Origin of the sequence: Pseudomonas sp. PB106, from assembly GCF_009764645.1 — a bacterium.
In the GTDB taxonomy this organism is placed as follows: domain Bacteria; phylum Pseudomonadota; class Gammaproteobacteria; order Pseudomonadales; family Pseudomonadaceae; genus Aquipseudomonas.
Window position 1 is genome coordinate 12711 of sequence record NZ_RWIM01000066.1, and the last position, 23755, is coordinate 36465.

Consider the following 23755-nt stretch of genomic DNA (forward strand, 5'->3'; position numbering starts at 1 on the left):
GGCCACGACCGAACGGATGTCACACAAACTTCATGTTCGAGGAGTAGTCGGCAAAAAAAATGACGGCAACCCGAAGGTTGCCGCCATTTTTGTTACGACAGTCCGAGCTTACAAAGGACGACCGATGGTGTTGCACACGGTGGTGTTGTTGATGTTCAGGTTGTTGCCCGAGGTGTTGGTGATGAAGTTAGCGGTTACAGCGGTTTTCCAGGCGTTAGGCACGGCGACAAACTTGTGGGCCTGAGTCGCAGTGTTGTTGCCCGGGTTGCTGTAGTGAGTGGTCAGGAAAGCTTTGACATCGGCGGCCACGGCTGCATCCTTGTAGCACTGGCCGAAGATGAAGTTGGTGTAGGCGGCCAGTTTGTAACCGGAAGTCGGGTTAGCCACCACTGGTGACCATTTCGACGGATCGGCTGCGTCGGTTGCAGACGACGGAGGCGTCACCGAAGACAGCGCCAGTGTCACGTTTGGCGAGGTCGGCTGAACGCCGTTTACGCGAGCAACCACCGCGTTGCTGGTGGCGTCAACACCGTCCGGACCGACATAACCGATGGAGCCGTCAACCGCGTTCACGGCAGTGGCGACGTCGGAAGTGTTGGCGACGCCCACCCAGTTCGAAGGCAGCGCAGAACCAGCCGGCAGGCGTGCGTTGGTGAAGGTGTTGTTGGTGGCGAACTTGGCCGAGCAGACCGAGTTCAAGTGACGGCTGAGGATTTCGGTGGTGCCGCTGGAAACGTTGCGGTACACGACGCGGATCGGGGTAGTGTCAGCCGTGCCCAGCAGAGCGCCCCAAGTAGCAGCGGTACCCGAGAAAGCGTCACACAGCTGGGCGCTGGTCAGGTTCAGAGCAGTCTGACCGGTTTTCTTGTACGGAATGGCAACCGAAGTGGCCACCGAAGGCAGTTGGATCAGCGGGCCGTACGAAGCACCGAATTCGCTGGTGTAAGTGCTGAGTTCCGAAGCGCTGAGGATCGAGTCGCTACCGGCGAAGTGCACGGTGCCGGTGGTGCCGAAGCCAGCCGGGTTGTTCTTCAGGAAAGCAGTCTTGCCACCGCCGCTACCGATGGCAGCGTAGGAGAAGTTGGCTGGCAGGATGCTGTCGGCAGCACCTTTGTACAGAGCGGCTGGCAGGGTTGCACCACCACCGGTAACGGCCATGGCTTGAGCAGAAGCCAGAGCGGCGACGGTCAGGGAAGCTGCGATCAGAGTGCGCTTGAACATGAAGAATCTCCTTTTCAACTGGGTTGTGAACACAGGTTTCGGGGTTGCTTGCATGACACTGGGAAGACTCACCGGGCCCTCGCTGGCGTTGGCCGTGGTGAAGTCGCACTGAGAAATTCGCAGCTTCCGGTGACAGATAAAGGAAAAAACCTCGGGAGGTGCGCGGTGTTTCTGAAGGGATTTTCTCGGGTGTTTGTCGGCTGCTGCGCAGTGTCTGGATCGCGGGTTTGGTTGAATCGGTCTGGAGGCGTTGACGGGTGGTTGCAGATGACAGAAAGGAGAACCCGAGGATGGTTGTTTTGAGGGTCGGGTGATGGCGAATCTTTTGCAAAAACCTTGAATTATTTATTGGCCTGACTGGCCTCATCGCTGGCAAGCCAGCTCCCACACAGGGAACAGTGTTGTTAATGCGATTTGCGACACAACACAAAACCCTGTGGGAGCTGGCTTGCCAGCGATGAGGCCGGCCCAGTCACCATCAATATTTCAGGCCCACCACTACTGGACCAACTGATTGATCTCAATAATCGGCAACAACACCGCCATCACAATCACCAACACCACCCCGCCCATCACCACAATCATCAGCGGCTCCAGCAGCGCGGTCATGCCCATCGCCCGGCGCTCGATATCCCGCGACAGGGTCTGCGCCGCGCGCTCGAGCATCGGTGGTAGCGAACCAGTTTTCTCGCCACTGGCGATCAAGTGAATCAATACCGGCGGGAACACGTTCTCAACGCGCAACGCCGCCGCCAGATTGACGCCCTCGCGCACCTTGGCCGTGGCCTCGTTGACGCTCAGGCTCAAGCGATCATTGGACAGCGTCTGCCGCGCCGCCTCCAGTGCGCGCAACAACGGCACGCCCGCGCCGCCGAGAATCGCCAGGGTCGAGGCGAACCGCGCCGTGTTCAAACCCAGAATAAACCGCCCGAACAGCGGCAACTTCAGCACCCGATGATGCCAACGCAACCGCGCCGCCGGATTACGCAGATAAAGGCGCCAGCTCCAGAACGCCCCCGCCGTGATCGCCGCACACAACCAGCCCCACGCGCGAATGAAATCACTCGCCGTCAGCATCGCCAACGTCAGCCCCGGCAAATCCTGTCGCGCCTGGGAAAACGCGCTGACCACCTGCGGCACCACGTAGCTGAGCAGAAAAATCACGATGCCAATCGACACCAGCCCGACCACCCCCGGATAGATAAACGCGGTGAGAATCTTGCCGCGCAGGTTGTTGCGTTCTTCGATGTAATCGGCCAGCCGTTCCATCACCTGCGCCAGATCGCCCGACTCCTCGCCCGCCGCAATCAATGCGCGATAGATCTCGGGAAAGTCCCGAGGCCGCGCCGCCAGCGATTCGGCCAGACGCATGCCGCTGCGCACGTCGGCACGCACGGCGCTGAGGGTATGGGCGATGTGTTTTTTCTCGGCCTGCTCAACCGTGGCGCTCAGCGCAGCCTCCAGCGGCAGACTGGCGCCGAGCAGGCTGGCCAGTTGTCGCGTGGCCCAGGCCAAATCGTTGTCGGAGAGTTTGGCACTGAACAATCCACCGCCGCCGTGCTGGGCGACGTTGCTTTCCTTATGCACCGCCAGCGCAGTCAAACCCCGCGTGCGCAACGCAGTGAAAGCGGCACTTTGACTGTCGGCCTCAAGGTGCCCGGATTCGATCTTGCCAGTGGCATCGGCAGCTTCAAAACGATAGCGATTCATCAGGCGTCCCGTGTCACACGAAGGATTTCTTCTGGCGCGGTGGCGCCGCTGCGGATCCAGCGTTCACCGTCCTCGCGCAGGCTGAACATCCCGGCTTTCGCGGCGGAGGCGCGCAAGGCCTGCTCCCCTGCCCCTTGGTGAATCAGGGTGCGGATGTCGTCGTCGATGCAGAACAATTCGTGGATGCCGGTGCGGCCGCTGTAACCGGTTTGATTGCACGCCGGGCAGCCGACCGGGCGCCAGGTGCCGGGCGTTGCCGGGTCCTCCTGTTTGCACTGATTGCACAGACGCCGCACCAGCCGCTGGGCCAACACCCCGAGCATCGACGAGGCCAACAGGAACGGTTCAACGCCCATGTCGATCAGACGGTTGACCGCCGACACCGCGTCGTTGGTGTGCAACGTCGCCAGCACCAGGTGACCGGTCAGCGACGCCTGCACGGCGATTTGCGCGGTTTCCAGATCGCGGATCTCGCCGATCATGATGATGTCCGGGTCTTGCCGCAGAATCGCCCGCAGCGCCAAGGCAAACGTCATGTCGATCTTGGCGTTGACCTGAATCTGGCTAATGCCCGGCAGGTCGTATTCCACCGGATCTTCAACGGTGAGGATGTTGCTGGTGCTCGCGTCCAGCCGCGCCAGTGCAGCGTAGAGGCTGGTGGTTTTGCCGCTGCCGGTGGGGCCGGTGACCAGAACGATGCCGTGGGGCTGACGAATCAAATGGTCGAGTTTGGCCAGCACTTGCGCGTCCATGCCCAAAGTTTCCAGATGCAGACGCCCGGCCTGCTTGTCGAGCAAACGCATCACCACCCGCTCGCCGTGTCCGGTCGGCACCGTGGACACGCGAATATCAATCGGCCGCCCGGCCACACGCAGCGCGATACGACCGTCCTGGGGCAGGCGTTTTTCGGCGATATCGAGCTGGGCCATGATCTTGATCCGCGACACCAATGCACCGTGCAACGCCTTGCGTGGCGACACCACATCACGCAGGGTGCCGTCGACGCGATAGCGCACCACCGAATGGGTTTCGAACGGTTCGATGTGAATGTCGCTGGCCTCATCGCGCGCGGCTTGGGTGAGCAAGGCGTTGATCATGCGGATCACCGGCGCGCCGTCCTGAGTGTCGAGCAGATCGGTGATTTCCGGCATGTCCTGCATCAAACGGTCGAGGTCGACTTCGTTTTCAGCGGCGCCAACCACCGCCGCCGCACTGCCGGTATCGGCGTAGGCCACGGCCAGCAAACCATCCAGCTCATCATCGCGCACCCGCTGAATCGTGGTCGCACCAAACTGTCGCCGCGCCTCACTGATCGACCAGCCCGGCGTCGACGGGCACACCGTCAACACCCCATCGCACAACAAAATCCGCTGCGCCTTCGCCCAGGCGTAAGGCAACACACTCATCTCAAGCCCTCCCCAATCCCTGCATGAGCTGCCGCAGGCTGCGATCTTTTGTTCTTTGGTCGTTTGGATCCGTCGAAGAGCAAGATCAAAAGATCGCAGCCTTCGGCAGCTCCTACAGGAGAGAGTGGGTTCATTGGACGGGCACTGCCTTGATGGTTGCGCGTGGGCCCGAGGCCGGCAATACCGCCGGCACACCTTGCGCCGCTGTCGGCAATTGCGGCGCCTGCATATCGGGCATCGCCCAACTGCGCTCCGGCTGCAAACCGCTTTGCGCGCGGCGCATGAAGTCGTAACGGTTCAGGGTAATGCTGCGCCCCGCTTCGCTGTCGCGAATGATGTACGGGCGCAGAAACACCATCAGGTTGGTCTTGGTGATCGCCCGGCGCTCGTTGCGAAACAGTGCGCCAATCCCCGGCAGACTGCCCAGCCACGGCACCGCGTCGTTGCTCTGGCTGTAGCCGTCCTGGAGCAAGCCGCCGAGCACCATGATCTGCCCGTCGTCGAGGAGGATGCTGGTGTCGATTGCGCGTTTGTTGGTGACGATGCCCGCCGACGCCGCACTGTTCGAGGCGCGCTCGTCGATGCTGCTGACTTCCTGATAGATATCCAGCTTCACCGTGCCGCCCTCGGAAATCTGCGGGCGCACATTGAGCTTCAGGCCCACCTCTTCCCGGGTCACGGTCTGGAACGGGTTGTTGCTGGTGCCGCCACCGCCAGTCACGTAACTGCCGCTGACAAACGGAATGGTCTGCCCCACAAAAATACTCGCCGCTTCGTTGTCGAGGGTCAGCAGGTTCGGCGTCGACAACACGTTGGTGCCGCCCTTGCTCTTCAAGGCCCGGGCCAACACTTTCAGGTCGAGAATCTTGCCGATGCCGGGGATGTCGACGGTGCCGTTGACGTAGCCGAGGTTCAGCCCCTGCGGCAACACATCGAGGCTGGTTCTGCCGTTGAGATTGATCCCCGAGCCACCGAGATTCGCGCCACCGATCACGCCGTTGCCGCCGAGATTACCGGTCTGCCACTGCACGCCGAATTCGCTGGCATCGTCCTCGCCAACTTCGACGATCAAGCTCTCGATCACCACTTGCGCACGGCGTTGGTCGAGCAAATCGATAACCTCGCGCAGGTTGCGATACACCGGCTCCGGCGCGGAAATCAGCAAGGTGTTGGTGGTCGCATCCGCCTGAATCGTCACCCCGCCGGCACTGAACGCGACGTTCTGCTCGGTGTTCTGCGTGCTGCCGCTGCCGGTCGAACCACTGCTGCCCTGCGCGTAGCTGCCGCCGGTGCTGCCGCTGCTGTTGGTGGTTGTCGTGCCGCTGGTTTGTGTGCCGCTCTGGGCGTTTTGTCCGCTGGCATTGCTGGTGCTGCCCATCGCGCTGAGCACCGAACGTGCACTGTCGCTGCTGCCGCTGTCGCTTTCGCCGGTGAGCAAACCGCGCAGGGCCTGGGCGAGTTTCGCCGCTTGTGCGTTGCGCAAATACACCACATGCAGATTGCTCGGATTGCTCTGCGCGTTGTCGAGTTTGTAGATCAGATTGCGCGCCAGCTCGGTGCGCTCGGGGCTGCCGGAGCGAATGATGATGGTGTTGGAACGCGGGTCGCCGATCACGGCGATTTTCTGCGTCGGATCATTGCCCGGTGCATCCAGCAACTCGGCGACCATCGGCGCGATGTCGGCGGCGATGCCGTTCTGGATCTGCACCACATCGGTGTCGATTGCACTCTGGGTATCGATGCTGGCAATCAACTGCGCCACGCGGTTGAGGTTCTCGGCGTAATCAGTGACGACAATGGTGTTATTGCCGGGGTAGGCGTTGATCGGGTTGTTCGGCGAAACGATTGGGCGCAGCACCGGAATCAGGTTCACCGCGTTCTCGTATTGCAAGCGAAAGGTACGCGTAAGCATGCCGCTGCCCGCCGGTTTGCCGGGGCTGTAGACCGGCCCGCCGAGCAACTTCGCATCAGCCTCCGGCACCACGTGCGCCACACCGCCGACATCGACCACGCTGAAACCCTGCATGCGCAACGACGCCAGCAACATGTCGTAGGCCTGGTTCGCCGGAATTTGACCTTCCGAGACCAACGTCAAAGTGCCCTTGACCCGAGGATCGACGAGAAACTGCTGGCCGCTGGAACGCGACAACGAACGCACCACCGCTTGAATATCGGCGTCGACGAAATTCAGCGTCACCGGTTGGGTGCCCAACGGATTGCCCAGCGCCGGACTGCTCGCTGCCGCCGCGCCGCTGCGCGCACTTTTCGTGATGTTGTGCAGTTGCTTCGGTACCGGTCGCGCCTGGGCTTGCGCCCGTTCGCGATCGGCCACCGCGTCGCCGTTGCGCTGGGTGTTGGCCAGTGGCCGACCGAGTTCGCTGTCGACCAGCAACGGCGGTTGATTCTGTGGAGTGCTGGTGTTGCTGCACGCGCTTAACGCCATCAGCAACATCGGCAATGCAAGACGTGCCGGTTTGGATCCTGACCCCTTCATGAAGCTTCCTTAGCGCCCAGCGCCTGATCCATGCGAACGGTGCCCGACAAAGTGCCGGCAGTGACTTCAGTCGAAGCGTTTTCGCTGCGTTGCAGCTGCGCCTCGACCACTTGCAGAGAAAGTTGCGATGGCTGACTCAACAGCCAATCGAGTAGCGCATCGGCCGGCGCGGCGTCGACACTCAACTGCCATACGCCGGCGTCCGCCGCCTGTAATTGGTAATGCCCGGCGAGGCCACTGGCCTGCAGGGTTTGCTCCAGCGCTTGGCCGATGCTTTGATCGGGCGGACGCACGCTGACCTCACGCAGCAACACTTCCAGTGCTTCGGTCTGCGCGCGCAGCTTTGGCGTTTCGGTCTGCCAGTAAGCGATTTTTTTCAGCGGCGGCTGGATCAGTGCAATCCACACCAACAGGCTTAACAGCGCGATCGCCATGCCCGCGACCATGCGTTTTTCGCGCAGCGCCAAGGGCTGCCAGCGCGCCTGCAACTGAGCGTTGAAGCGTCGCCACCGGGCGCGATAAACCGCCAGCGCTGCCTTATTCATCGTCTGCTCCGCTGCTGTCGTCGCTCTCGGTGGCACCGGTTTCGCCGGACGGACGCAAGGTCCAGCCGTCGCTCTCGGCAGTCACGCTGATGCCGGCCTGAGCCAGGGTGCTTTGCCATGCCTTGTCGCCACCGGTGCGGCGCGCCTCGCTGAGCAAACTCAACTGCAAGGTGTCGCCGGCAAAGAACAAGCGCTCAACGCTGCCGGCCATAAACGGCATGCCGCTGCCGGCCTGCAGCACCAAGCGATTGAAGTTCTGGGTCGGGTCATCCGCCGCGCCTTTCTGCCGCGCAGCCAATTGCTGGCGAGCCTGTTGCAGCGGATTGAGGATCACCGGCAACTCGGGAAAAGCCTGCTTTACCCGCAGATTCATCTGCGTCTTGAGCCGCTGACCCTGGCTGGCTTCGCGGGCCGCGTACAGATTCAAACCAATCACCCACACCGCCACGGCCAGCGCTGACAAACCGACCGCCCTGCCCCAACCGCGATGTTCGCTGCGCGGCTGCTGAACGGCGCCATGCAAACCCCAACCCGGCAGCGGCCCGGTCCAGCGCTGGGCCTCAGCCATCGGCAGTTCAGCGCTGGACGGCGCTTGATCGCCAATCCAGTGCAAGGTTGTCGCCGGCTCCCACACAACGCTGTCGACGCCGTCCTCGAACAACGGCTGCACCCGCGCCGCTTGCACGCTGTCGCGCAACAACAAATGCCCGTCCTGCATACACGCCACCGTGCCCGGTAGCACCGGCAAGCTGTACGCCGCCGGGTACAAACCGCGCAGGTTCAAAGCGCTTTGCTTGAGCAACTGCCCCAACCGCTGCAAGTCCTGACGCGGCGCCCAGGCAATCTGCACCTGTCCGGCTTCGTCCCGGGAACTGTGAGCGATGTGCATCGCGCTGCTATCGCCGAGCATCAACGCCTGCGCCGCACACTGCACCGCCGCCGCAGTTTTGTTGGCGGGCAACGGTGGCAAATCAAGGCTCGCCAGCAGGCTGTCGCTCGGGTGCAGAAAGCACACCAGCGGCGGCTGTTTCGGCGTTTGACTCAGTTGATTCAAGCTCTGCCGCGCTTCACGGCTGACCTGACCCTGACGATCCAGCCACGCGCAACTCAACTCACTGTGCAAATCCAGTTCGGCCAACGGCGGCAGAGCAATTCTGAGCTGACTCATACGCCCACCCGCGACCAGATCACCTGCGGCAAACGATCCTCACTGCGATGCAGCAATGCTTCGAGACTGACCCGACGCTGGTCTCGCCGCGCCTCGCCACGCAGGCGAAACCAGTCGCTGGTGATGCCGACCTTGACGCTGGTCAGCTCCAATTGCGGCATGCGCAAACGGTTAACGAAATCGCCACGGTTGATAAACCAGCGCCCGGCATCGCGCTCATTGATCATCGCCTGCGCACGCTCCAGCGACAGCCCCGGCACATACGCGGCCAACACCGGCGCGGTGGCTGTATTGCCGTTGAGCCAGGTCATCGCCGGAATCACCGTCAAATACGGCGCGAGTTTGTTGATGAGCGCGTCATTCACGCCGTCAACGCTGCGCAGGTCATCGAGGCTGCGCAGCATCGGCAAGGTTGGCTTTTGCGGCTTGTGCGAAGCGTTCGGCGACGTTGCGCGACCACTGTCGAAACCGGGTTTACTGCTCTCGGCAATCGGCGGATTCAACAAGCGCGGATAGGACGCGATGACCCGCTGACGGATGCGCTCAGTCAATCCGCCATTCACCCCGATCAACTCGCACAATCGCTGAAACGCCTGCACCTGCGCCTCATCGACGCGCTCGTTGGCCACCAGATTGCGCAAGTTGAACTTGCCCTGCTCGTCCTCCAGCCGCCCTTCAAAACCCTGCGCGCTCAAGCGCTGCGCCCACGGCTGATCGAGTCGAGTCAACGGATCACGCTGACGCGCATCCCACAATATTTGCCGGCTGATCTCCAACCCGCCAAACGCCACCCAACGCCCTTGCACGCGCTGCTGATCGGCCTCAAGACTGCGCGTCGAAATGCTCTGGCGCGTCAGCATGCCCGCAGCAATCACCGCCACCACCGCCGCGATCAGCAACGCGCTGATAGTCGCCATGCCCTCTTCCTTCGCCCGGTTCGGCGAACGGCTGTTCATGGCCGGCCTTACAACTGCCAGGAACCGATATCGGCATTCACGCCGTCGCCGTCAGGCTGACCATCGGCACCGAGCGAAAAGATGTCGATCTCACCGTTGGCACCCGGATTGAGGTACTGATAAGGACGCCCCCACGGATCGTTCGGCAAACGCTCCAGATACGAACGCCAGTTGCTGTTCTTCGCATCCGCCGGACGCTCGACCAGCACTTTCAAACCCTGATTCATCGACGGATAAGTGCCGTGATCGAGGCGATACAACTTCAACGCCTGCATCAACCCACCAATGTCCTGCTTCGCCGCCGTCGCCCGCGCCTGATCCGGCCGATCCAGCACCTTCGGCACCACCATCGCCGCCAGAATCCCCAGAATCACCACGACCACCATGATCTCGATCAGCGTAAAACCCCGTTGACCCCGGGGCTTGCGCGGCAATGGTTGAAGCAAAGTGCACGGTGCGATATCCATCTCGACATTCCCTGGCTAGATCCGATTCGACGCGCAGTGTTGCAAGAAGATATGTCAGGGATGTTGAAAATCCTCGGGAGTTTTCGTCGTCAAGCCGTCAACGACGCGGGTTAGCGTTGGGGGCTGTGCTTTGGCTTTGGGCCACTTATGCGAGCGCTTTCCCGAGAAGCAGGTTTCACCCTGATTGAAGTGCTGGTGGCGCTAGCGATTATCGCCGTGGCCATGTCCGCCGCTGTGCGCGTGGCGGGGTTGATGACGCAGAGCAGCGGGGTTTTGCGGGATCGTTCGGTTGCGCTGATAGCGGCGCAGAGTCGGATGGCGGAGTTGAGGTTGGAGGGGAAATTGCCGGTGGGAATGAAGGCTGTTGATTGCGATCAGGGGCGCTTGTTGTTGCGCTGCGAACAAGTGATTGGCACAGCCGAAAATGGACGCCTGCTCAAAATCGCCATCCAGGTATTCGACCGCAACCAGGATGTCCCGCCACTCGCCAAACTGGAAACCCTACTCAGCCGCCCAATGTAGGAGCTGCCGCAGACTGCGATCTTTTGATTTTGGTTTTTGAAGGGCAGGGTCAAAAGATCGCAGCCTGCGGCAGCTCCTACAATTCTCAGCGTTCTATAAGACATCTGTGAGCACCCCAAAAACCTGTAGGAGCTAGCTCTGCTAGCGATAGCGAACGATCAGCCACCGCAAACAGCGCATCTGCCACCGCCCTCCCGGCCAGCAAAACTCCCACAGATCCCACCGCCGAACACAATACCTGTGCCCACCACAAAACCCTGTGGGAGCGAGCTTGCTCGCGAAGGCGTCAGCATGAACACCCGATCAAACTATTCAATCGGACGCATCCGAATCACCCAGACCCACCACCGGAATTTGCCATGAGGGTTTCTTACCACTCTGAACATCAAACACCCGACGCGCCTCGCGAAAATCATCGACGTGCTCCACAACCCAAGTCCAAATGGGCGACATGCGGACCAACAGCTCCATACCCAACGGCGTCAGCTCGTACTCGACATGGGGCGGCACTTGATCGAGCTCGCGCCGTATCAGCAGACCATCGCGCTCCAGCGCACGCAGGGTCTTGGTCAACATGCGCTGAGTCACACCCGTCATCTGCCGCTTGATCTCGGCATGACGCATCGTGCCGTACACACCGAGGGCATGCAGGATACCCAGTGACCAGCGGCTACCGGCGTGAGCCAGGACTTCGCGCCGCACGCCATCATCGTCTCGTCTTAGCGTCTGGCAGATCGCTTCTGCCTGGCTAAGGGTTTCCTCATCGGTCATGTGTCCTCCTGGTATCACGCGTGTGCCTTCTTCTGAGCGCTGCGCAATCGTGCCAGCATCGCCAAATCATACAGACGACAGATCTCAGGAGACATCATGACCCAAGCGACCCAACCTTCCCCACAATCCATTCTCGTACTCGGCGCCGGAGAACTCGGCCTGCCGGTGCTACGCAATCTTGCGCGGGTAGCCAAGCGCTCGCCCGGCAACACCATCAGCGTCCTGCTCAGGGACTCGACCATCAACACGCAAGTCTCTGAGAAAAAACTGGAAATCGATGAGCTGCGCAGTCTAGGCATCCAGCTAGTCGCTGCAGACCTGGTTAACGATTCCATCGATCAACTGGCCACAGTCTTCGCAGCATTCGACACCGTCATAGGCTGCGCAGGCATGGTCGCGGGCCGCGAAACGCCTATGAAACTGGCGACAGCCGCGCTCAAGTCCGGCGTAAAGCGCTATTTCCCCTGGCAGTTTGGCGTCGACTTCGAAGTGATTGGCCGGGACAGCCCGCAGGATCTGTTCGATGCGCAACTCGATGTGCGCGAATTGCTCCGCGCCCAGGATAAAACTGCATGGGTGATCATCTCGACCGGCATGTTCACCAGTTTTCTGTTCGAGCCGGTCTTTGAGGTCGTCGATTTTGACAACCACACCGTCAACGCCTTGGGCAGCCTGGAAACCAGCGTGACGCTCACGACACCCGAGGACATCGGCAAGCTGACAGCGGAAATCGTTTTCTACCAACCGCGCTTTCGCAACGAGATCGTCTACCTGTGTGGCGACACGGTGACGTATGGGCAGGTGGCGAGCCTGCTTGAACGTGTGCTCGGGCGGCCGTTCAAGCGTAACGTCTGGACGGTTCCGTACCTGATGCAGGAACTGGAAAAAGACCCCACTCACCACATCAAAAAATACCGCGCCGTATTTGCCCAAGGCAGAGGCGTGTCGTGGCCGAAAGCGGGGACGTTCAACGAACAGCAGTCGATTCAGGTGACTACGGCTGAACAGTGGGCTCGGGACAATCTGGCAGTCGATTGATGCAAAGAAAGCAACCCGCCACTCGCGGCTGGAGAGCCAGCACACTCCCACCTTGGAACACACTCAAAGGTGGGAGCGAGCCTGCTCGCGAAGGCGCCGGAGTTCACACCCGATCAATCACCAGGTGATCCCGACACCCGCATCAACCCGGCAGCTGCAAATTATCCAACGCCCGATTCACCGCCAACTCCCCGAGCATGATCAACTGCGCAATCCCCGCCAGCGCCTGGCGCTGCGATGCCGGCAACAGGCTGGAGACGTTCTGGGCGATGGTTTTGGCCGAAGCGAGTGTTGCACTGGCATCGACCAGCAGTTCTTCGGTTTTGTTGTCCGCCGTCACAGCGTACATCCCACGGTTTTTACGTGGGGGCGGCGTGGAACCGGGCGGACAGAGGTAATGGTCGAGCGCGCGGTCGGCGGCTTCGTGGAGTTTTTTGGAATCGATGGATTCGTAGGGGGAAACCGAGGCGGTTTCGGGCGGGTTGGGTGTTGGTTTGATCATGGTGAAGCTCCTTGATGACTGGAGCCGCCACCGTTCGCGGTCAAACAAACTGGGTGGCAGCTGTACGCGGGTTGACCGACCGGACATCAAGGACTCCGGCACACCCGAAGGTGTCCCACGCACAGCCACCGCGACATGATTTCAGACAATGCCTGAACACGTGCAGAACGCTGGCGCGCCTTGATGTTGGGCGGACGGTCAAATCCGATCACTGATTCGTCAGCGACCGCACTACGATAGAACCCACCCCCAAGGCGCACAAGCCGGCGGATTCTGGCGTAGCTGTAGGCAAAGGCGCAAGGATGTGTAGCCTGAGAGAGTGTCTGGAGATGTTTTTTTAAACGTTGGCGTTTATCGCGCCTCATCGCGTCCTGCCGTCTAAAATCGATCCAGTCACCTGTTGCCAAGGATTCCCCCAGCTCGCCTCGCTTCGCGGCCATATCCAGCAGTCAACCAATAATTTGTAAGTAAATATTGAGCGCGCCGCCTGCCTCGGGCATGCTGCGCGCAGCACATTTACATGGATAGTAAAACTTTATGCGCCCCTCCAAGGACACGCCCTTTTCTTCGCGCGTACACCCTGGTTACCTCGCATCATTTTGGCGGCCGACTCCCTCCCCCCCATCGGCACCGCTCAAGTCACGGAAAACTACAACTTTGAAAAGGAATATTTCATGAGTGGCAAACCTGCTGCGCGAGTGACAGATCCAACCAATTGCCCTCTCCCGGGGCACGGCACAAACCCTATTGTCAGCGGCTCGCCCAATGTGAATTTCGACGGCCTACCTGCCGCTCGAATGACCGACAAATCCGCCTGCGGTAGCCCAATTACGGGCGCCGTCAGCGCTACGGTTTTCATCAATGGGCTGAATGCTGCGACTAAAGACAGTACCGGTGGCCACGGCAACGTGGTTATCGGCGGATCCGGAACGGTCATTATTGGCGACACCGTCGTATCAGCACCCTTCAGCGGTCTGCTGCCGATGCCAGTGCACTTTACTGACAAGTTCAGATTGGTTGACCAAGAGTCGGGCAAACCGCTAGCCCATTTTGAATACGCCATTCAACGCGCTGACGGCAGCATGGAACATGGCGTAAGTGATCCGATGGGTTACACGCATGTAGTGAGTTCGCACCTGCCTGAAACCATCAAGCTGTTTCTTGAGGATTAAGGCATGGCTGAAGTCGTTAGCAAAAGTGGCAGGAAAATGTCTCCCGTCGCCACGAGAGAAGTGACGGCCGTCAAAGACACCTCCCCTAAAACTGTAGCGCTGGACGCTAAAAAACAGATAAGACGGGCGGAGAATGAGGAGTATTTGAAGGATCCGAACGTGAAGGCATATTTGGCTGCCATTGCCAAAGCCGAAGGCGGTGACTACCACGCGAAATATGGATATGGCTGGGCAAAGGGTTTTCAAACTGGGAAATGGACGTTCACAGACGAGTCCACCCATCCAGGCGCCGGTTTCGGCGGATCAACTACGGCATCAGGCTTGTATCAAATAACCATTGCCACTTGGCGCGAGTATGGCGGCAAGATGGGGCTGACCGACTTTACGCCTCATACTCAAGACCTTATGGCGGTCGACATTCTGCGCACCCTCGGTGTGATCGACAAGATCAAGGCCGGTGACATCCCGAGCGCAATGCCGAAAGCCGCAACACGGTGGGCTGCGCTTCCCGAAGGGCCTGGCAAAAAAAATCACTACCCACCGCAACCTTACGCCGAATATTCGGATTTCTTGTCGTACTACAAATCGGCTGGAGGAACCGCCAAATGAAGGCTTCGCACCTCATACTCGTCGCACTTTATTGCACGGGTATCAGCACAGCATTTGCCGATGGCTCACAGGCGCCAAACGAAAAGCACGGGCCAGCAGGCATTGTCGTCGGCGACCGTTTGGTGGCGGCCAAGTCCAAGCTAGTCAAACAAGGCTGGAAGCCAACGCCGATGCATGCCACCGACGGCTATGAATACAGCGGCGTGGAGCGGGAGCTGGCTGCACGCAAGTTCATCGAACTGGATACCTGCTCTTTCGATAGCTCGCGCTGCATCTTGTATTACTCGAAGAAAGGCGCTTGCCTGCGGGTAGATACGATTGGTGAGCAGTTCAATAACATGGCGGTGACGCGATGGATCAGTGAGTGTCCTGAGGCGTCTCAATAACCCAATCAAGACGGCGCAGGACGATAGCCAACTCGCCCCCACAGGTTCCAGCGCCGAACACGATGTCCATGACTGACATAAAACCCTGTGGGAGCGAGCCTGCTCGCGAAGGCGCCAGAGTTCACACTTGATCAATCACCAAGTGCCCCGACACCCGCATCACTCCGGCAATTGCAAATTATCCAACGCCCGATTCACCGCCAACTCCCCGAGCATGATCAACTGCGCAATCCCCGACAGCGCCTGGCGCTGCGATGCCGGCAATAGACTGGAGACGTTCTGGGCGATGGTTTTGGCCGAAGCGAGTGTTGCACTGGCATCGACCAGCAGTTCTTCGGTTTTGTTGTCCGCCGTCACGGCGTACATCCCACGGTTTTTACGTGGGGGCGGCGTGGAACCGGGTGGACAGAGGTAATGGTCGAGCGCGCGGTCGGCGGCTTCGTGGAGTTTTTTTGAATCGATGGATTCGTAGGGGGAAACCGAGGCGGTTTCGGGCGGGTTGGGTGTTGGTTTGATCATGGTGAAGCTCCATTTTTATACCTGGTGGAACCACCAAAACCTGTCGCTAAACACGTAAGGGTGGCAGCTGTGCGCGGGTTAGCGAACCGAGAGGTATAAGACCCGGCAGACCCGAAGGTCTCCCACGCACAGCCACCATATCGTCGTCGCAAACGTCTGCGACAAACTGGAGCGTCGTTGTACTTATACCTGGTCAGGTCGCTAAACCCGGTCGCTGGGTTGCCAGCGACCCATAGACGATATAGACCAGGTACAAAGCCCACAAGCCGGCGGATTCTGGCGTAGCTGTAGGCAAAGGCGCAAGGGTGTGTAGCCTGAGAGAGTGACTGGAAATGTCTTTTTAAACACTGGCGTTTGTCGGGGCCTTGCTGCGCAGCTCTCCCCCTTAACTGGGTCAAGCCCTTTCCCTCGGGTTAAAAAATAACGAGCACTCATAACCGGGCATAGGCAGCTTCGAAATCACTTAGTGCTTGGTTTACTTTGTATCGAAGCATCAGCGATGCGGAAAGCTTCACCATTGCCTCAAATAGGACATGACCTGATTGAATCTGGCATTGCCCAACACAATGTCCGGCGTAATCGCCAGGTTCATACGCGTAAACAGTGTAAAAAACCCTGCCCGAATCCTCCCGACTCAACCCCGCCGTGAGATGTGTGAAAGAGCTATCCGACACAGGGAGCTCAGATCGTGAAAACTCCAGAACATCATCGAAAGGAATGAACATCGCCGAAGCAGTCATCACAAAGAGACTCGCGATATCCAACGCCTCCTCAACGTTTTTGAGCTCAGGTGTCGCGTACTCGTGCTCAAGAAAATTTCGCATATCGACAACTTTACGCAGCAGACTGGGTGCCAATAACCCTAGCGCCCTTACTCGCTCGATCTTCTTCGGCACGTTCCATCTAAGTGAAGGATAGCCAAAAGAGATCAACAACTGATCAAGCTGTCCGACAATGGCGCGTTTCACGTTAGTCGTTGCGTTAACAAGGGCTGCCAAACCGCCCCGTTCAAAATCGTCTTCTGCCAAAGTCAAAAATTCAATCGGAGAAATTTTCAGATCTGTCATTCCAAAACTTCCGCCTCCAGATGCCACTCCACTGCCGCTCAAATCAAATCCATGAGCGACGCAAAACTCTTTGATTTCCATCTCAACTCCCGGCTAATTGGCGGCTACAGGCATACGTTGGAAATCAGTGTATCAGCGAAATTTCGGCTACTCGGTCGATTAGAGTAGTTGGTCTACGTGCCTTCGGTACGCCTTTGGGGACGTATTGGTTGTTTCAGAAAATAGGCCAGTCCCTAATTACTCTGGGCGCGATGGCGAAAGCAGCGATAAGGTGGGCGGCGCGTGCCGAAGGCCTAGGCAATAAACAATCCCACGCCCCCTTCCGCCGGGTATCCGGAGTTTTTGTCGGGCTAGAAATCGGCTGGAGAAACTATCAAATGAAAGCGTCGATCCTCGTACTTTCCGCACTTTACTGCATCGGTATCAGCGTAGCGTTTGCCGATAGCTCAGAGGCGCCAAGCGCAGGCATCATCGTCGGTGAACGTTTGGTAGCGGCCAAGGCAAAGCTGATCAAACAAGGCTGGAAGCCGACGCGGCTGCATACCAACGACGGCTATGAATACAGTGGTGTGGAGAAGGAGCTGGCTGCACACAAGTTCTTCGAACTGGATACCTGCTCGTTTGATAGCTCGCGCTGCATCTTGTACTACGCAAAGAAAGGAAGTTGCCTACGCGTCGATACCATCGGTGAACAATTCAATGACATGAGCGTGACACGATGGACACGTGAATGTCCTGAAGCACCTCAATAATCACGCAAAGACGACACGGTAATAATCGACTGCTCCCACAGGTTTCAGCATCGTACACAACACCTGCAATCAGCATAAAACCCTGTGGGAACGAGCCTGCTCGCGAAGGCGCCAGAATGAACACCCGATCAATCACTAGGTGATGACGGCACGCGCATCAACCCGGCAATTGCAAATTGTCCAACGCCCGATTCACCGCCAATTCCCCGAGCATGATCAGCTGCGCAATCCCCGCCAGCGCATGGCGCTGCGATGCCGGCAACAGGCTGGAGACGTTCTGGGCGATGGTTTTGGCCGAAGCGAGTGTTGCACTGGCATCGACCAGCAGTTCTTCGGTTTTGTTGTCCGCCGTCACGGCGTACATCCCGCGGTTTTTTCGTGGAGGCGGCGTGGAACCGGGCGGACAGAGGTAATGGTCGAGCGCGCGGTCGGCGGCTTCGTGGAGTTTTTTGGAATCGATGGATTCGTAGGGGGAAACCGAGGCGGTTTCAGGTGGGTTGGGTGTTGGCTTGATCATGAGTGAATCTCCAAATCATAGAAAAGGAGCCATCATCTTTCGCTACCAAACGAAGGGGTGGTGGCCATACGAAGGTTGGTAGACCGGTGACTTGGAGAACCGGCGCGCCCGAAGACGCCCTGCGCATGGCCACCATAAATACACAGCCCCAAAAAGGCCTGTATCGGGCGACGCTATGCGCCAAGTCTAAGCCGGGCTACCAAACCCGATCGCTGATTCGCCAGCGACCAGACCACAATAGAACCCGCCCCCAAGGCGCACAAGCCGGCGGATTCTGGCGTAGCTGTAGGCAAAGGCGCAAGGATATGTAGCCTGGGAGAGTGTCTGGAAATGTCTTTTTAAACGTTGGTGTTTATCGAGGCTTCATCCCGACACGCTTCCCTAATAGCCGGCCCCCGTTATCCCCTAGCTCCGAGCTCCGAGCTCCGAGCTCCGAGCCAGGCTCTGGCTTTCAAATTCAGACAGTCGGTCGACCTTTCAAATAGGTGCTATAACTTCACTATTAACACCGGTCCGTAGCTTCTCACTTGAATTACCCTCTGCGCCCCAAAAAGATAAAACTGGAGTGTGTATGCCTTTAAGTTACGAACAATATCAAGAAGAAGTAATTTCCGACATTTTAAATGTTCTCGGCCAAGCTGCATGCCAACCGATATTATTTGTAGGCTCAGGTTTTTCCAAGCGATACTCAAACGGCCCGAGTTGGGAGGAGCTTCTAAAGGGGCTGGCTTCAATGTGCCCCAACATTAGTCTTGACTTAGCGTATTACAAGCAAAAAAATAAAAGCCTAGTCGAAATTGGAAGTATATTTTCTGACTGCTTTCGAGAATGGGCATGGACCGATGGCAGAGATCAATTTCCGGCTGAATACTTCTCCGAAAACTACCCATCCGATATATTCATAAAACATTGTATTGCCACCATTTTGAATGGAATGGGGCCAGATAAAAAAGGGTCCTACGGATCAGAAAATTTAGACGCAGAAATTGCAGCCCTGAAAGCAATGAGCCCACATGCGCTCATTACAACAAATTACGACCAACTATTAGAGTTGATTTTTCCGGATTTCGAACGAGTCGTAGGCCAACAAGTTCTAAGCAAGCCTTACTTATCAATTGGTGAAATATTTAAGATACACGGGTGCATTTCCGACCCTTTATCTCTGGTACTAACCGAAGAAGACTACAAAACATTTGAAGCTGATAAAAAGTATTTGAGTGCAAAACTTCTTACTTATTTTGCAGAGCATCCTTTGCTTTTTGTTGGATACAGAGCCGAAGACCAAAACATAAAGAGCATACTTTATGACATCACTAGAATGTTCAAGGCCACACAAGCTTTAACTCCAAATATTTATATATTGGAGTGGGATAAGGATATCGGTGATAACTCATACCCACCACGCGAGCGTATCATAAACGTCGGAGGCGATGTTACGATCCGCATAAAAAGCATAGTCTCTTCTTCATTTGATTGGGTATTTAAGGCTTTTGGAAACAATGGCACACTCGAACAAATCAACGTCAAATTATTACGCACACTAATGGCTCGAGCATTTAACTTAGTTAGGAGAGATACATTATCAAAACATGTGGAAGTAAATTTCTCAATGCTCGAGCATGCTGTCGAAAATGACGAGAATTTTGCGAAAATATTGGGTATTACATCGCTAGATGGCCCTGCTAGCGTAAACGCTAACTATCCGTATACCCTTCAAATGGTAGCGGAGAAATTGGGATTTACTAGTTGGAATGGTGCTCACAAACTTATTGAACTGCTAGAGCAAATGACCGGCTTTGATATGAAAAACTCTGACAACCCTTACCACTTTAAATTAAAGACTGGCAAGTCGGAGAGTAGTTTCACTAGGAAATACTCTGAAGCAGCGGTTGCGTTATTAGGAAAAGTACAATCTGGCGAAAGCTTTAAATTGGCTGCAGGCTGCTCGGGGTAATGTTACTAGCCAATTACAATGAGCATACCTATCCGTTCCAGGACACTAAAAAAAGATGCTTAGCTATTTATCAGACAATCAATCGATCAACTTTTTCGTAACTGTCCTGAACAGATCAGCCTCACTTCGTCCCTTTTCTCAACAGACGAAAGAAAGTTGGCGATATTGTCAGTTGCAACTGACAATATCGACCTACAAATCATGCATCATCAACCCCATCAGATTGAAGTTCTTGCACGCCAAACTAACGACCTAATAATTATACATATTTGACTTCGGATTCATAACACCTTCAACACCCATATCAGACAGCCCCTTTCTTAACGCCTGATATATGAAGAAAAAACTTGGGATTTGCAATTTTTTCTTCCCGCCATCTTTCTGCCTACGCAACGTTGATGCGATGTCTTTTTTTCGTATATTAAATGGAGATGAGTGAGCTCTGTTATAACCGTGCCTTGCCAGTAGTCTTTTTCGAAGCTTAATAGATTTAAAAATCGCCAAAACCAACCATGTATCTAGTTGACGGAGTTGCATTTCGTCATTGAGAAGAGGATAGAAACTCATTGTACCTTTGAAAAATATTCGATTACTGGCTCCATTTATATAATTAGATATCATCTCATCAGTTAAATCCCCATATAAAAATCTTCGTATCTCAGACACTGCCCGCAAAAGATCAACATCTTTATTGTTCGCCGGAATACTCAAAGACCTAAGCACCGACGATTTCAGCGGCTGAATCAGATGCTTATACAAAATATAGCTAATTTCTTTTTTTATTTTTAGTACAGACTTTTCTTTTATTGATATCTTTTCTTTCGAAAGTGTGTACCCTAAAAAATCTACAGAATCCTTGCACTGCGCAAACTCACTCTTATGATCCTTAGGACAAAGTAAACTTATGCCTTCGGACTTTTCTAAATTGATAGCGACGCCGGTTTCCGCCGAAAACCTGTAGATAATGTCGTAAGCGATGTTGATTTTTTGATAATCGTTTGCCCAAATAACTGTATCATCCGCATAACGAGCGAACCTCAACCCTGCAAGCTCAAGTTTCTTATCGAGATTCCAGCAAACTAAATTCGCTAAAAACAACGAAATTGACGTACCTTGAGGTATGCCTTTACCGGAAGGCCCAAGAAATGCTTGAATTACTTTACGCTCACTTTCGCTGATTGAAAATCCGTTTTCGTCAAACTGCGCAAAAAGATAATCATGTCGAATATTGTCGAAAAATTTAGAGAAATCGAATTCTGCAACAAATATCCTTGGGGCCTGCCCAAGCTCTAGAGAGATATCTTGAATTGCAAAGTGAGCATTACGATCATCTCTATATGCGTACGCAAAGGAGCTTAATCTATGTTTGTTTTTTCTAAGCAGTTGATGATAAAACAAAGATGACACCGCAGCATCTGGAATTTGATAAATGGATACGGTGCGATACCCCCCTGATGGTTTACGAACCTTCATGGAGGCAGGAGAGTTTGGACTATATGTACCTAAAAGTATTTTTTTTGCTATGGAGTGAGCAATTTTTTTACGATTTTTATTTACGTGAAAAGGGTTAAATTTTTTATCTTCGGACCAGTGAGGTGGTAGCGTAACGACCTTTTTCCCTGGATCCAACAATCTCTTAGATTTACGCTCGAACTCCAAATTCACCGAATTGTGGTACGCATGGTGGCGATCACTTAGTTTCTCTGCCTCAGCTTGGATAAATTTGAGCAGTTGTTTTTCTAATATCATAGATCCCTCTCATTCAATCAAAAAAAAAGCCCAACACGAATGCTGAGCTTTTTTCCCACGGATGCAACCACGCAAAAATAAATCGCTAAATCCAGCAGTTTCGAGGCTTTCTCTACTTCTGCCGCACATCTCTCTGATAGCTAAATCCAGAGCTTTAGGGCACCCGTTCACCCCCTAGGGGCATAGCGGGATCTTGGCATTAGTTCGGACAAGGAGTCAATAAGCCATCATGCAAGAAAACTCCGAATGAGATATTCCTGAGACTCCGCTTCTGGTCGAAATCCCTGCTAATCAGGGCCGAGTTAACTTCGGCAAAACCACCCCCTCTCCCAACCTCTCCACCCCCAACCTCACCCTCTCCCCACCCTGCTCAATCACCACCCCATCCCCCTCCACCGCCACCAACTTCACCCCAGGCCCAACATTCTCCCCCTGCAAAAAACTCCTCGGCGGCCCATCGTTCAGGCTCAGTATCGCCACCGCCCCCCGACTCCCCGCCATCACCCCGCTCACCTTGATGTCCATCGGTGCCGTTTGATTGGAAAACCACTGCAATGCCGGGCTATCACTGCGCGCCGTCAGCAACTGCGGAGCCGCTGCCGGGGTGTGTGATTCGGCGGAGGTCAGCAGCAGCGACGACCATGTCGCCACGCCGACCAGCGCGGCGAGCAGCGCGAAGGCCTGGGCCATTTGGGGTGGGGAAACGCGTGCGGTGAAAGTCATGGGTTGAATCTCCTTTTTATCCCTGCTGTCAGCCTACGCGGCAATTCTCTCCGTTTTATTTCACACGCCTTACATGTTGGCCGTGCACGATGGCGCAGGACGCAAAGGAGCGCGCGCGCGATGAACAGGCAACAGGGTTTTACGCTGATCGAGTTGATGGTGGTGCTGGTGATCATCGGTATCGCCAGTGCGGCGATCAGTCTGAATATCAAACCGGATCCGCTGCAGTTGCTGCGCAAGGATGCCGAGCGCGTGGCGCAGTTGCTGCAGGTGGCGCAGGCTGAGGCGCGGGCGGATGGTCGGGCGATTGTGTGGCTGAGCGATGCCAAGGGGTTTCGGTTTAGTCGGCGTGGCGACGGTGGCAAGGGGTTTGATCATTTTGCGCAGGATCAGCAGTTGCGTCCGCGTGCCTGGCAGAGTCCGAAAATTGATGTGCGGGTGGAGCCGAAGCAGCGGGTTGTGCTGAACGCTGAGTGGATCAATCCGCCGTTGCAGTTGACGTTGTCGGATGGGTTGAATCGGTTGAGCGTGGTGCGCGACGGCGCTGGGCGGATCAGTATCCAATGAAGAATCAGCACGGGTTTACGTTGATTGAGGTGATGGTCGCGATTCTGCTGATGGCGGTGGTGAGTCTGATTGCCTGGCGGGGGTTGGACAGTGTGACGCGGGCTGATGGTCATTTGCAGGCGAGTGGTGAGCAGAGTGACAGTTTGTTGCGGGCGTTGAATCAGTTGCAGCGGGATGTGGAGATGCGCGCGGGGATTGAGCTGACGGAGCCGAAGAAGGTTGGGGTGGATGATGAACCGGTGACGGCGCCGCCGGCGGTTACTGTGCGGAGCAGTGACAGCAAGGGGTTTCGGCTGGATGTCATTCGTACGGCGGCGGATCAGCCCGGGGCTTTGCAGCGGGTGCGCTGGTGGGTCAAGGGGGACACTTTGTATCGGGCGGTGGCGGAGGCGCGGAGCCGGTATCCGTTGCCGGCGCCCACGGCTGGGGTGGCGGTGTTGGATGGGGTGAGTGACGTGCAAGTGCGGGTTTGGGAAGTGGATAAAGGGTGGCGGCAGTTGAGCGGGAATCGGCGGGAGGATCCGTTGGGGTTGGAGATTCGATTGAGTCGGGAGACGGCGCAGGGGGTGGAGCGGTATCGGCAGGTGATTGGGTTGTTGGAGTGATGCCTATGGAATGTCACTGTAGGAGCTGCCGAAGGCTGCGATCTTTTGACTTTGATTTTTAAGATCAAAAGATCGCAGCCTTCGGCAGCTCCTACAGTGGTATTTGGGTGCGGTCAGTTGGAGGGTGGTTGCGTGGCAGGCCGTCATCGCGAGCAGGCTCACTCCTACAGTGGACCGTATGCAGTCTGATAGAGATTGGTTGGCTGGTGGGCCGCCTTCGCGAGCAAGCTCGCTCCCACAGTTTTTAATTTGCGTACAACCCAAGCGGCAAAGCCGCCCCACTCAACAGGATGAGCGCTAGCTCGGCTGCAGCTCTTGATCTTGATCTTGATTCA

At 56.5% G+C, this 23755-nt stretch carries 24 protein-coding genes; 9 read left to right on the top strand and 15 right to left on the bottom strand.

Annotation, left to right across the window (positions count from 1 at the left end):
• Window positions 1-108: 108 nt before the first annotated feature.
• The 8 genes from EJA71_RS08690 to gspG form a co-directional block, all read right to left on the bottom strand.
• Entirely contained in the window at window positions 109-1221 is a 1113-nt protein-coding gene (locus tag EJA71_RS08690) for a substrate-binding domain-containing protein (protein ID WP_158955972.1), read from the bottom strand.
• Between the two features lie 498 nt (window positions 1222-1719).
• Window positions 1720-2931 (bottom strand): type II secretion system inner membrane protein GspF, encoded by a 1212-nt coding sequence (gspF, locus tag EJA71_RS08695; RefSeq protein ID WP_158955974.1) that lies wholly within the window; start codon window positions 2929-2931, stop codon window positions 1720-1722.
• Window positions 2931-4337, bottom strand: coding sequence for a type II secretion system ATPase GspE (gspE, locus tag EJA71_RS08700; protein WP_158955976.1), 1407 nt, complete (start codon window positions 4335-4337; stop codon window positions 2931-2933). Before gspE ends, gspF begins: the two co-directional genes overlap by 1 nt.
• A gap of 130 nt (window positions 4338-4467) precedes the next feature.
• Window positions 4468-6831, bottom strand: coding sequence for a type II secretion system secretin GspD (gene gspD / locus EJA71_RS08705; protein WP_158955978.1), 2364 nt, complete (start codon window positions 6829-6831; stop codon window positions 4468-4470).
• Window positions 6828-7376 (bottom strand): type II secretion system protein GspM, encoded by a 549-nt coding sequence (gspM, locus tag EJA71_RS08710; RefSeq protein ID WP_158955980.1) that lies wholly within the window; start codon window positions 7374-7376, stop codon window positions 6828-6830. Before gspM ends, gspD begins: the two co-directional genes overlap by 4 nt.
• Window positions 7369-8544: a type II secretion system protein GspL gene (gspL, locus tag EJA71_RS08715; protein ID WP_158955982.1), complete on the bottom strand. Its 1176-nt coding sequence runs from the start codon at window positions 8542-8544 to the stop codon at window positions 7369-7371. Before gspL ends, gspM begins: the two co-directional genes overlap by 8 nt.
• Window positions 8541-9500, bottom strand: coding sequence for a type II secretion system minor pseudopilin GspK (gene gspK, locus EJA71_RS08720; protein ID WP_158955984.1), 960 nt, complete (start codon window positions 9498-9500; stop codon window positions 8541-8543). Before gspK ends, gspL begins: the two co-directional genes overlap by 4 nt.
• 8 nt (window positions 9501-9508) lie before the next feature.
• Window positions 9509-9967, bottom strand: coding sequence for a type II secretion system major pseudopilin GspG (gene gspG, locus EJA71_RS08725; protein ID WP_158955986.1), 459 nt, complete (start codon window positions 9965-9967; stop codon window positions 9509-9511).
• A gap of 147 nt (window positions 9968-10114) precedes the next feature.
• On the opposite strand from gspG, the gene gspI reads away from it, so the two are divergent.
• Complete coding sequence (gene gspI / locus EJA71_RS08730; RefSeq protein WP_158955988.1) at window positions 10115-10489, top strand: type II secretion system minor pseudopilin GspI; 375 nt, start codon at window positions 10115-10117, stop codon at window positions 10487-10489.
• A gap of 312 nt (window positions 10490-10801) precedes the next feature.
• Here gspI and EJA71_RS08735 read toward each other — a convergent pair whose 3' ends face one another.
• Entirely contained in the window at window positions 10802-11260 is a 459-nt protein-coding gene (locus tag EJA71_RS08735; RefSeq protein ID WP_158955990.1) for a helix-turn-helix domain-containing protein, read from the bottom strand.
• Between the two features lie 96 nt (window positions 11261-11356).
• Between EJA71_RS08735 and EJA71_RS08740 the strand changes: the two genes are divergently transcribed.
• A complete protein-coding gene (locus EJA71_RS08740) occupies window positions 11357-12298 on the top strand; it encodes an aromatic alcohol reductase (protein ID WP_158955992.1) in 942 nt (313 codons plus the stop codon).
• A 142-nt stretch (window positions 12299-12440) separates the two neighbouring features.
• Here the strand turns inward: EJA71_RS08740 and EJA71_RS08745 are convergent, their stop codons facing one another.
• Window positions 12441-12800, bottom strand: coding sequence for a DUF6124 family protein (locus EJA71_RS08745; RefSeq protein ID WP_158955994.1), 360 nt, complete (start codon window positions 12798-12800; stop codon window positions 12441-12443).
• Between the two features lie 674 nt (window positions 12801-13474).
• On the opposite strand from EJA71_RS08745, the gene EJA71_RS08750 reads away from it, so the two are divergent.
• Genes EJA71_RS08750 through EJA71_RS08760 form a run of 3 tightly spaced genes read left to right on the top strand, consistent with a single transcriptional unit; the run spans window position 13475 to window position 14967 of the window.
• Window positions 13475-13972, top strand: coding sequence for a PAAR domain-containing protein (locus EJA71_RS08750; RefSeq protein ID WP_158955996.1), 498 nt, complete (start codon window positions 13475-13477; stop codon window positions 13970-13972).
• 3 nt (window positions 13973-13975) lie between these two features.
• Complete coding sequence (locus EJA71_RS08755; protein ID WP_218576474.1) at window positions 13976-14581, top strand: hypothetical protein; 606 nt, start codon at window positions 13976-13978, stop codon at window positions 14579-14581.
• Window positions 14578-14967 (top strand): hypothetical protein, encoded by a 390-nt coding sequence (locus EJA71_RS08760; RefSeq protein ID WP_158955998.1) that lies wholly within the window; start codon window positions 14578-14580, stop codon window positions 14965-14967. Before EJA71_RS08755 ends, EJA71_RS08760 begins: the two co-directional genes overlap by 4 nt.
• A 159-nt stretch (window positions 14968-15126) precedes the next feature.
• Here the strand turns inward: EJA71_RS08760 and EJA71_RS08765 are convergent, their stop codons facing one another.
• Both EJA71_RS08765 and EJA71_RS08770 read right to left on the bottom strand, forming a co-directional pair.
• On the bottom strand, window positions 15127-15486 hold the full coding sequence (locus EJA71_RS08765; protein WP_158955999.1) for a DUF6124 family protein: 360 nt from the start codon (window positions 15484-15486) through the stop codon (window positions 15127-15129).
• A 431-nt stretch (window positions 15487-15917) separates the two neighbouring features.
• Window positions 15918-16634 (bottom strand): hypothetical protein, encoded by a 717-nt coding sequence (locus tag EJA71_RS08770; RefSeq protein ID WP_158956001.1) that lies wholly within the window; start codon window positions 16632-16634, stop codon window positions 15918-15920.
• Between the two features lie 128 nt (window positions 16635-16762).
• Between EJA71_RS08770 and EJA71_RS08775 the strand changes: the two genes are divergently transcribed.
• Window positions 16763-17305, top strand: coding sequence for a hypothetical protein (locus tag EJA71_RS08775; protein ID WP_256671575.1), 543 nt, complete (start codon window positions 16763-16765; stop codon window positions 17303-17305).
• Between the two features lie 157 nt (window positions 17306-17462).
• Here the strand turns inward: EJA71_RS08775 and EJA71_RS08780 are convergent, their stop codons facing one another.
• Window positions 17463-17822 carry a DUF6124 family protein gene (locus tag EJA71_RS08780; RefSeq protein WP_064119814.1) on the bottom strand — a complete coding sequence of 120 codons (360 nt, stop codon included), beginning with the start codon at window positions 17820-17822 and terminating at the stop codon, window positions 17463-17465.
• A 571-nt stretch (window positions 17823-18393) separates the two neighbouring features.
• On the opposite strand from EJA71_RS08780, the gene EJA71_RS08785 reads away from it, so the two are divergent.
• A complete protein-coding gene (locus EJA71_RS08785; protein WP_218576475.1) occupies window positions 18394-19776 on the top strand; it encodes an SIR2 family protein in 1383 nt (460 codons plus the stop codon).
• Window positions 19777-20028: 252 nt separating this feature from the next.
• Here EJA71_RS08785 and EJA71_RS08790 read toward each other — a convergent pair whose 3' ends face one another.
• Complete coding sequence (locus tag EJA71_RS08790) at window positions 20029-21525, bottom strand: reverse transcriptase domain-containing protein (RefSeq protein ID WP_158956003.1); 1497 nt, start codon at window positions 21523-21525, stop codon at window positions 20029-20031.
• 291 nt (window positions 21526-21816) lie between these two features.
• A complete protein-coding gene (locus tag EJA71_RS08795; protein WP_158956005.1) occupies window positions 21817-22248 on the bottom strand; it encodes a type II secretion system protein N in 432 nt (143 codons plus the stop codon).
• Window positions 22249-22368: 120 nt separating this feature from the next.
• Here EJA71_RS08795 and EJA71_RS08800 point away from each other — a divergent pair, with 120 nt between their 5' ends.
• Window positions 22369-22815 carry a GspH/FimT family pseudopilin gene (locus tag EJA71_RS08800; protein ID WP_158956007.1) on the top strand — a complete coding sequence of 149 codons (447 nt, stop codon included), beginning with the start codon at window positions 22369-22371 and terminating at the stop codon, window positions 22813-22815.
• Window positions 22812-23420 (top strand): prepilin-type N-terminal cleavage/methylation domain-containing protein, encoded by a 609-nt coding sequence (locus EJA71_RS08805; RefSeq protein WP_158956009.1) that lies wholly within the window; start codon window positions 22812-22814, stop codon window positions 23418-23420. Before EJA71_RS08800 ends, EJA71_RS08805 begins: the two co-directional genes overlap by 4 nt.
• Window positions 23421-23755 lie beyond the last annotated feature (335 nt).

What these genes read in the sequence shown, in the direction of transcription:
- EJA71_RS08690 (WP_158955972.1), bottom strand. Translation starts at nt 1,221, where the DNA reads ATGTTCAAGCGCACTCTGATCGCAGCTTCCCTGACCGTCGCCGCTCTG.
- gspF (WP_158955974.1), bottom strand. Translation starts at nt 2,931, where the DNA reads ATGAATCGCTATCGTTTTGAAGCTGCCGATGCCACTGGCAAGATCGAA.
- gspE (WP_158955976.1), bottom strand. Translation starts at nt 4,337, where the DNA reads ATGAGTGTGTTGCCTTACGCCTGGGCGAAGGCGCAGCGGATTTTGTTG.
- gspD (WP_158955978.1), bottom strand. Translation starts at nt 6,831, where the DNA reads ATGAAGGGGTCAGGATCCAAACCGGCACGTCTTGCATTGCCGATGTTG.
- gspM (WP_158955980.1), bottom strand. Translation starts at nt 7,376, where the DNA reads ATGAATAAGGCAGCGCTGGCGGTTTATCGCGCCCGGTGGCGACGCTTC.
- gspL (WP_158955982.1), bottom strand. Translation starts at nt 8,544, where the DNA reads ATGAGTCAGCTCAGAATTGCTCTGCCGCCGTTGGCCGAACTGGATTTG.
- gspK (WP_158955984.1), bottom strand. Translation starts at nt 9,500, where the DNA reads ATGAACAGCCGTTCGCCGAACCGGGCGAAGGAAGAGGGCATGGCGACT.
- gspG (WP_158955986.1), bottom strand. Translation starts at nt 9,967, where the DNA reads ATGGATATCGCACCGTGCACTTTGCTTCAACCATTGCCGCGCAAGCCC.
- gspI (WP_158955988.1), top strand. Translation starts at nt 10,115, where the DNA reads ATGCGAGCGCTTTCCCGAGAAGCAGGTTTCACCCTGATTGAAGTGCTG.
- EJA71_RS08735 (WP_158955990.1), bottom strand. Translation starts at nt 11,260, where the DNA reads ATGACCGATGAGGAAACCCTTAGCCAGGCAGAAGCGATCTGCCAGACG.
- EJA71_RS08740 (WP_158955992.1), top strand. Translation starts at nt 11,357, where the DNA reads ATGACCCAAGCGACCCAACCTTCCCCACAATCCATTCTCGTACTCGGC.
- EJA71_RS08745 (WP_158955994.1), bottom strand. Translation starts at nt 12,800, where the DNA reads ATGATCAAACCAACACCCAACCCGCCCGAAACCGCCTCGGTTTCCCCC.
- EJA71_RS08750 (WP_158955996.1), top strand. Translation starts at nt 13,475, where the DNA reads ATGAGTGGCAAACCTGCTGCGCGAGTGACAGATCCAACCAATTGCCCT.
- EJA71_RS08755 (WP_218576474.1), top strand. Translation starts at nt 13,976, where the DNA reads ATGGCTGAAGTCGTTAGCAAAAGTGGCAGGAAAATGTCTCCCGTCGCC.
- EJA71_RS08760 (WP_158955998.1), top strand. Translation starts at nt 14,578, where the DNA reads ATGAAGGCTTCGCACCTCATACTCGTCGCACTTTATTGCACGGGTATC.
- EJA71_RS08765 (WP_158955999.1), bottom strand. Translation starts at nt 15,486, where the DNA reads ATGATCAAACCAACACCCAACCCGCCCGAAACCGCCTCGGTTTCCCCC.
- EJA71_RS08770 (WP_158956001.1), bottom strand. Translation starts at nt 16,634, where the DNA reads ATGGAAATCAAAGAGTTTTGCGTCGCTCATGGATTTGATTTGAGCGGC.
- EJA71_RS08780 (WP_064119814.1), bottom strand. Translation starts at nt 17,822, where the DNA reads ATGATCAAGCCAACACCCAACCCACCTGAAACCGCCTCGGTTTCCCCC.
- EJA71_RS08785 (WP_218576475.1), top strand. Translation starts at nt 18,394, where the DNA reads ATGCCTTTAAGTTACGAACAATATCAAGAAGAAGTAATTTCCGACATT.
- EJA71_RS08790 (WP_158956003.1), bottom strand. Translation starts at nt 21,525, where the DNA reads ATGATATTAGAAAAACAACTGCTCAAATTTATCCAAGCTGAGGCAGAG.
- EJA71_RS08795 (WP_158956005.1), bottom strand. Translation starts at nt 22,248, where the DNA reads ATGACTTTCACCGCACGCGTTTCCCCACCCCAAATGGCCCAGGCCTTC.
- EJA71_RS08800 (WP_158956007.1), top strand. Translation starts at nt 22,369, where the DNA reads ATGAACAGGCAACAGGGTTTTACGCTGATCGAGTTGATGGTGGTGCTG.
- EJA71_RS08805 (WP_158956009.1), top strand. Translation starts at nt 22,812, where the DNA reads ATGAAGAATCAGCACGGGTTTACGTTGATTGAGGTGATGGTCGCGATT.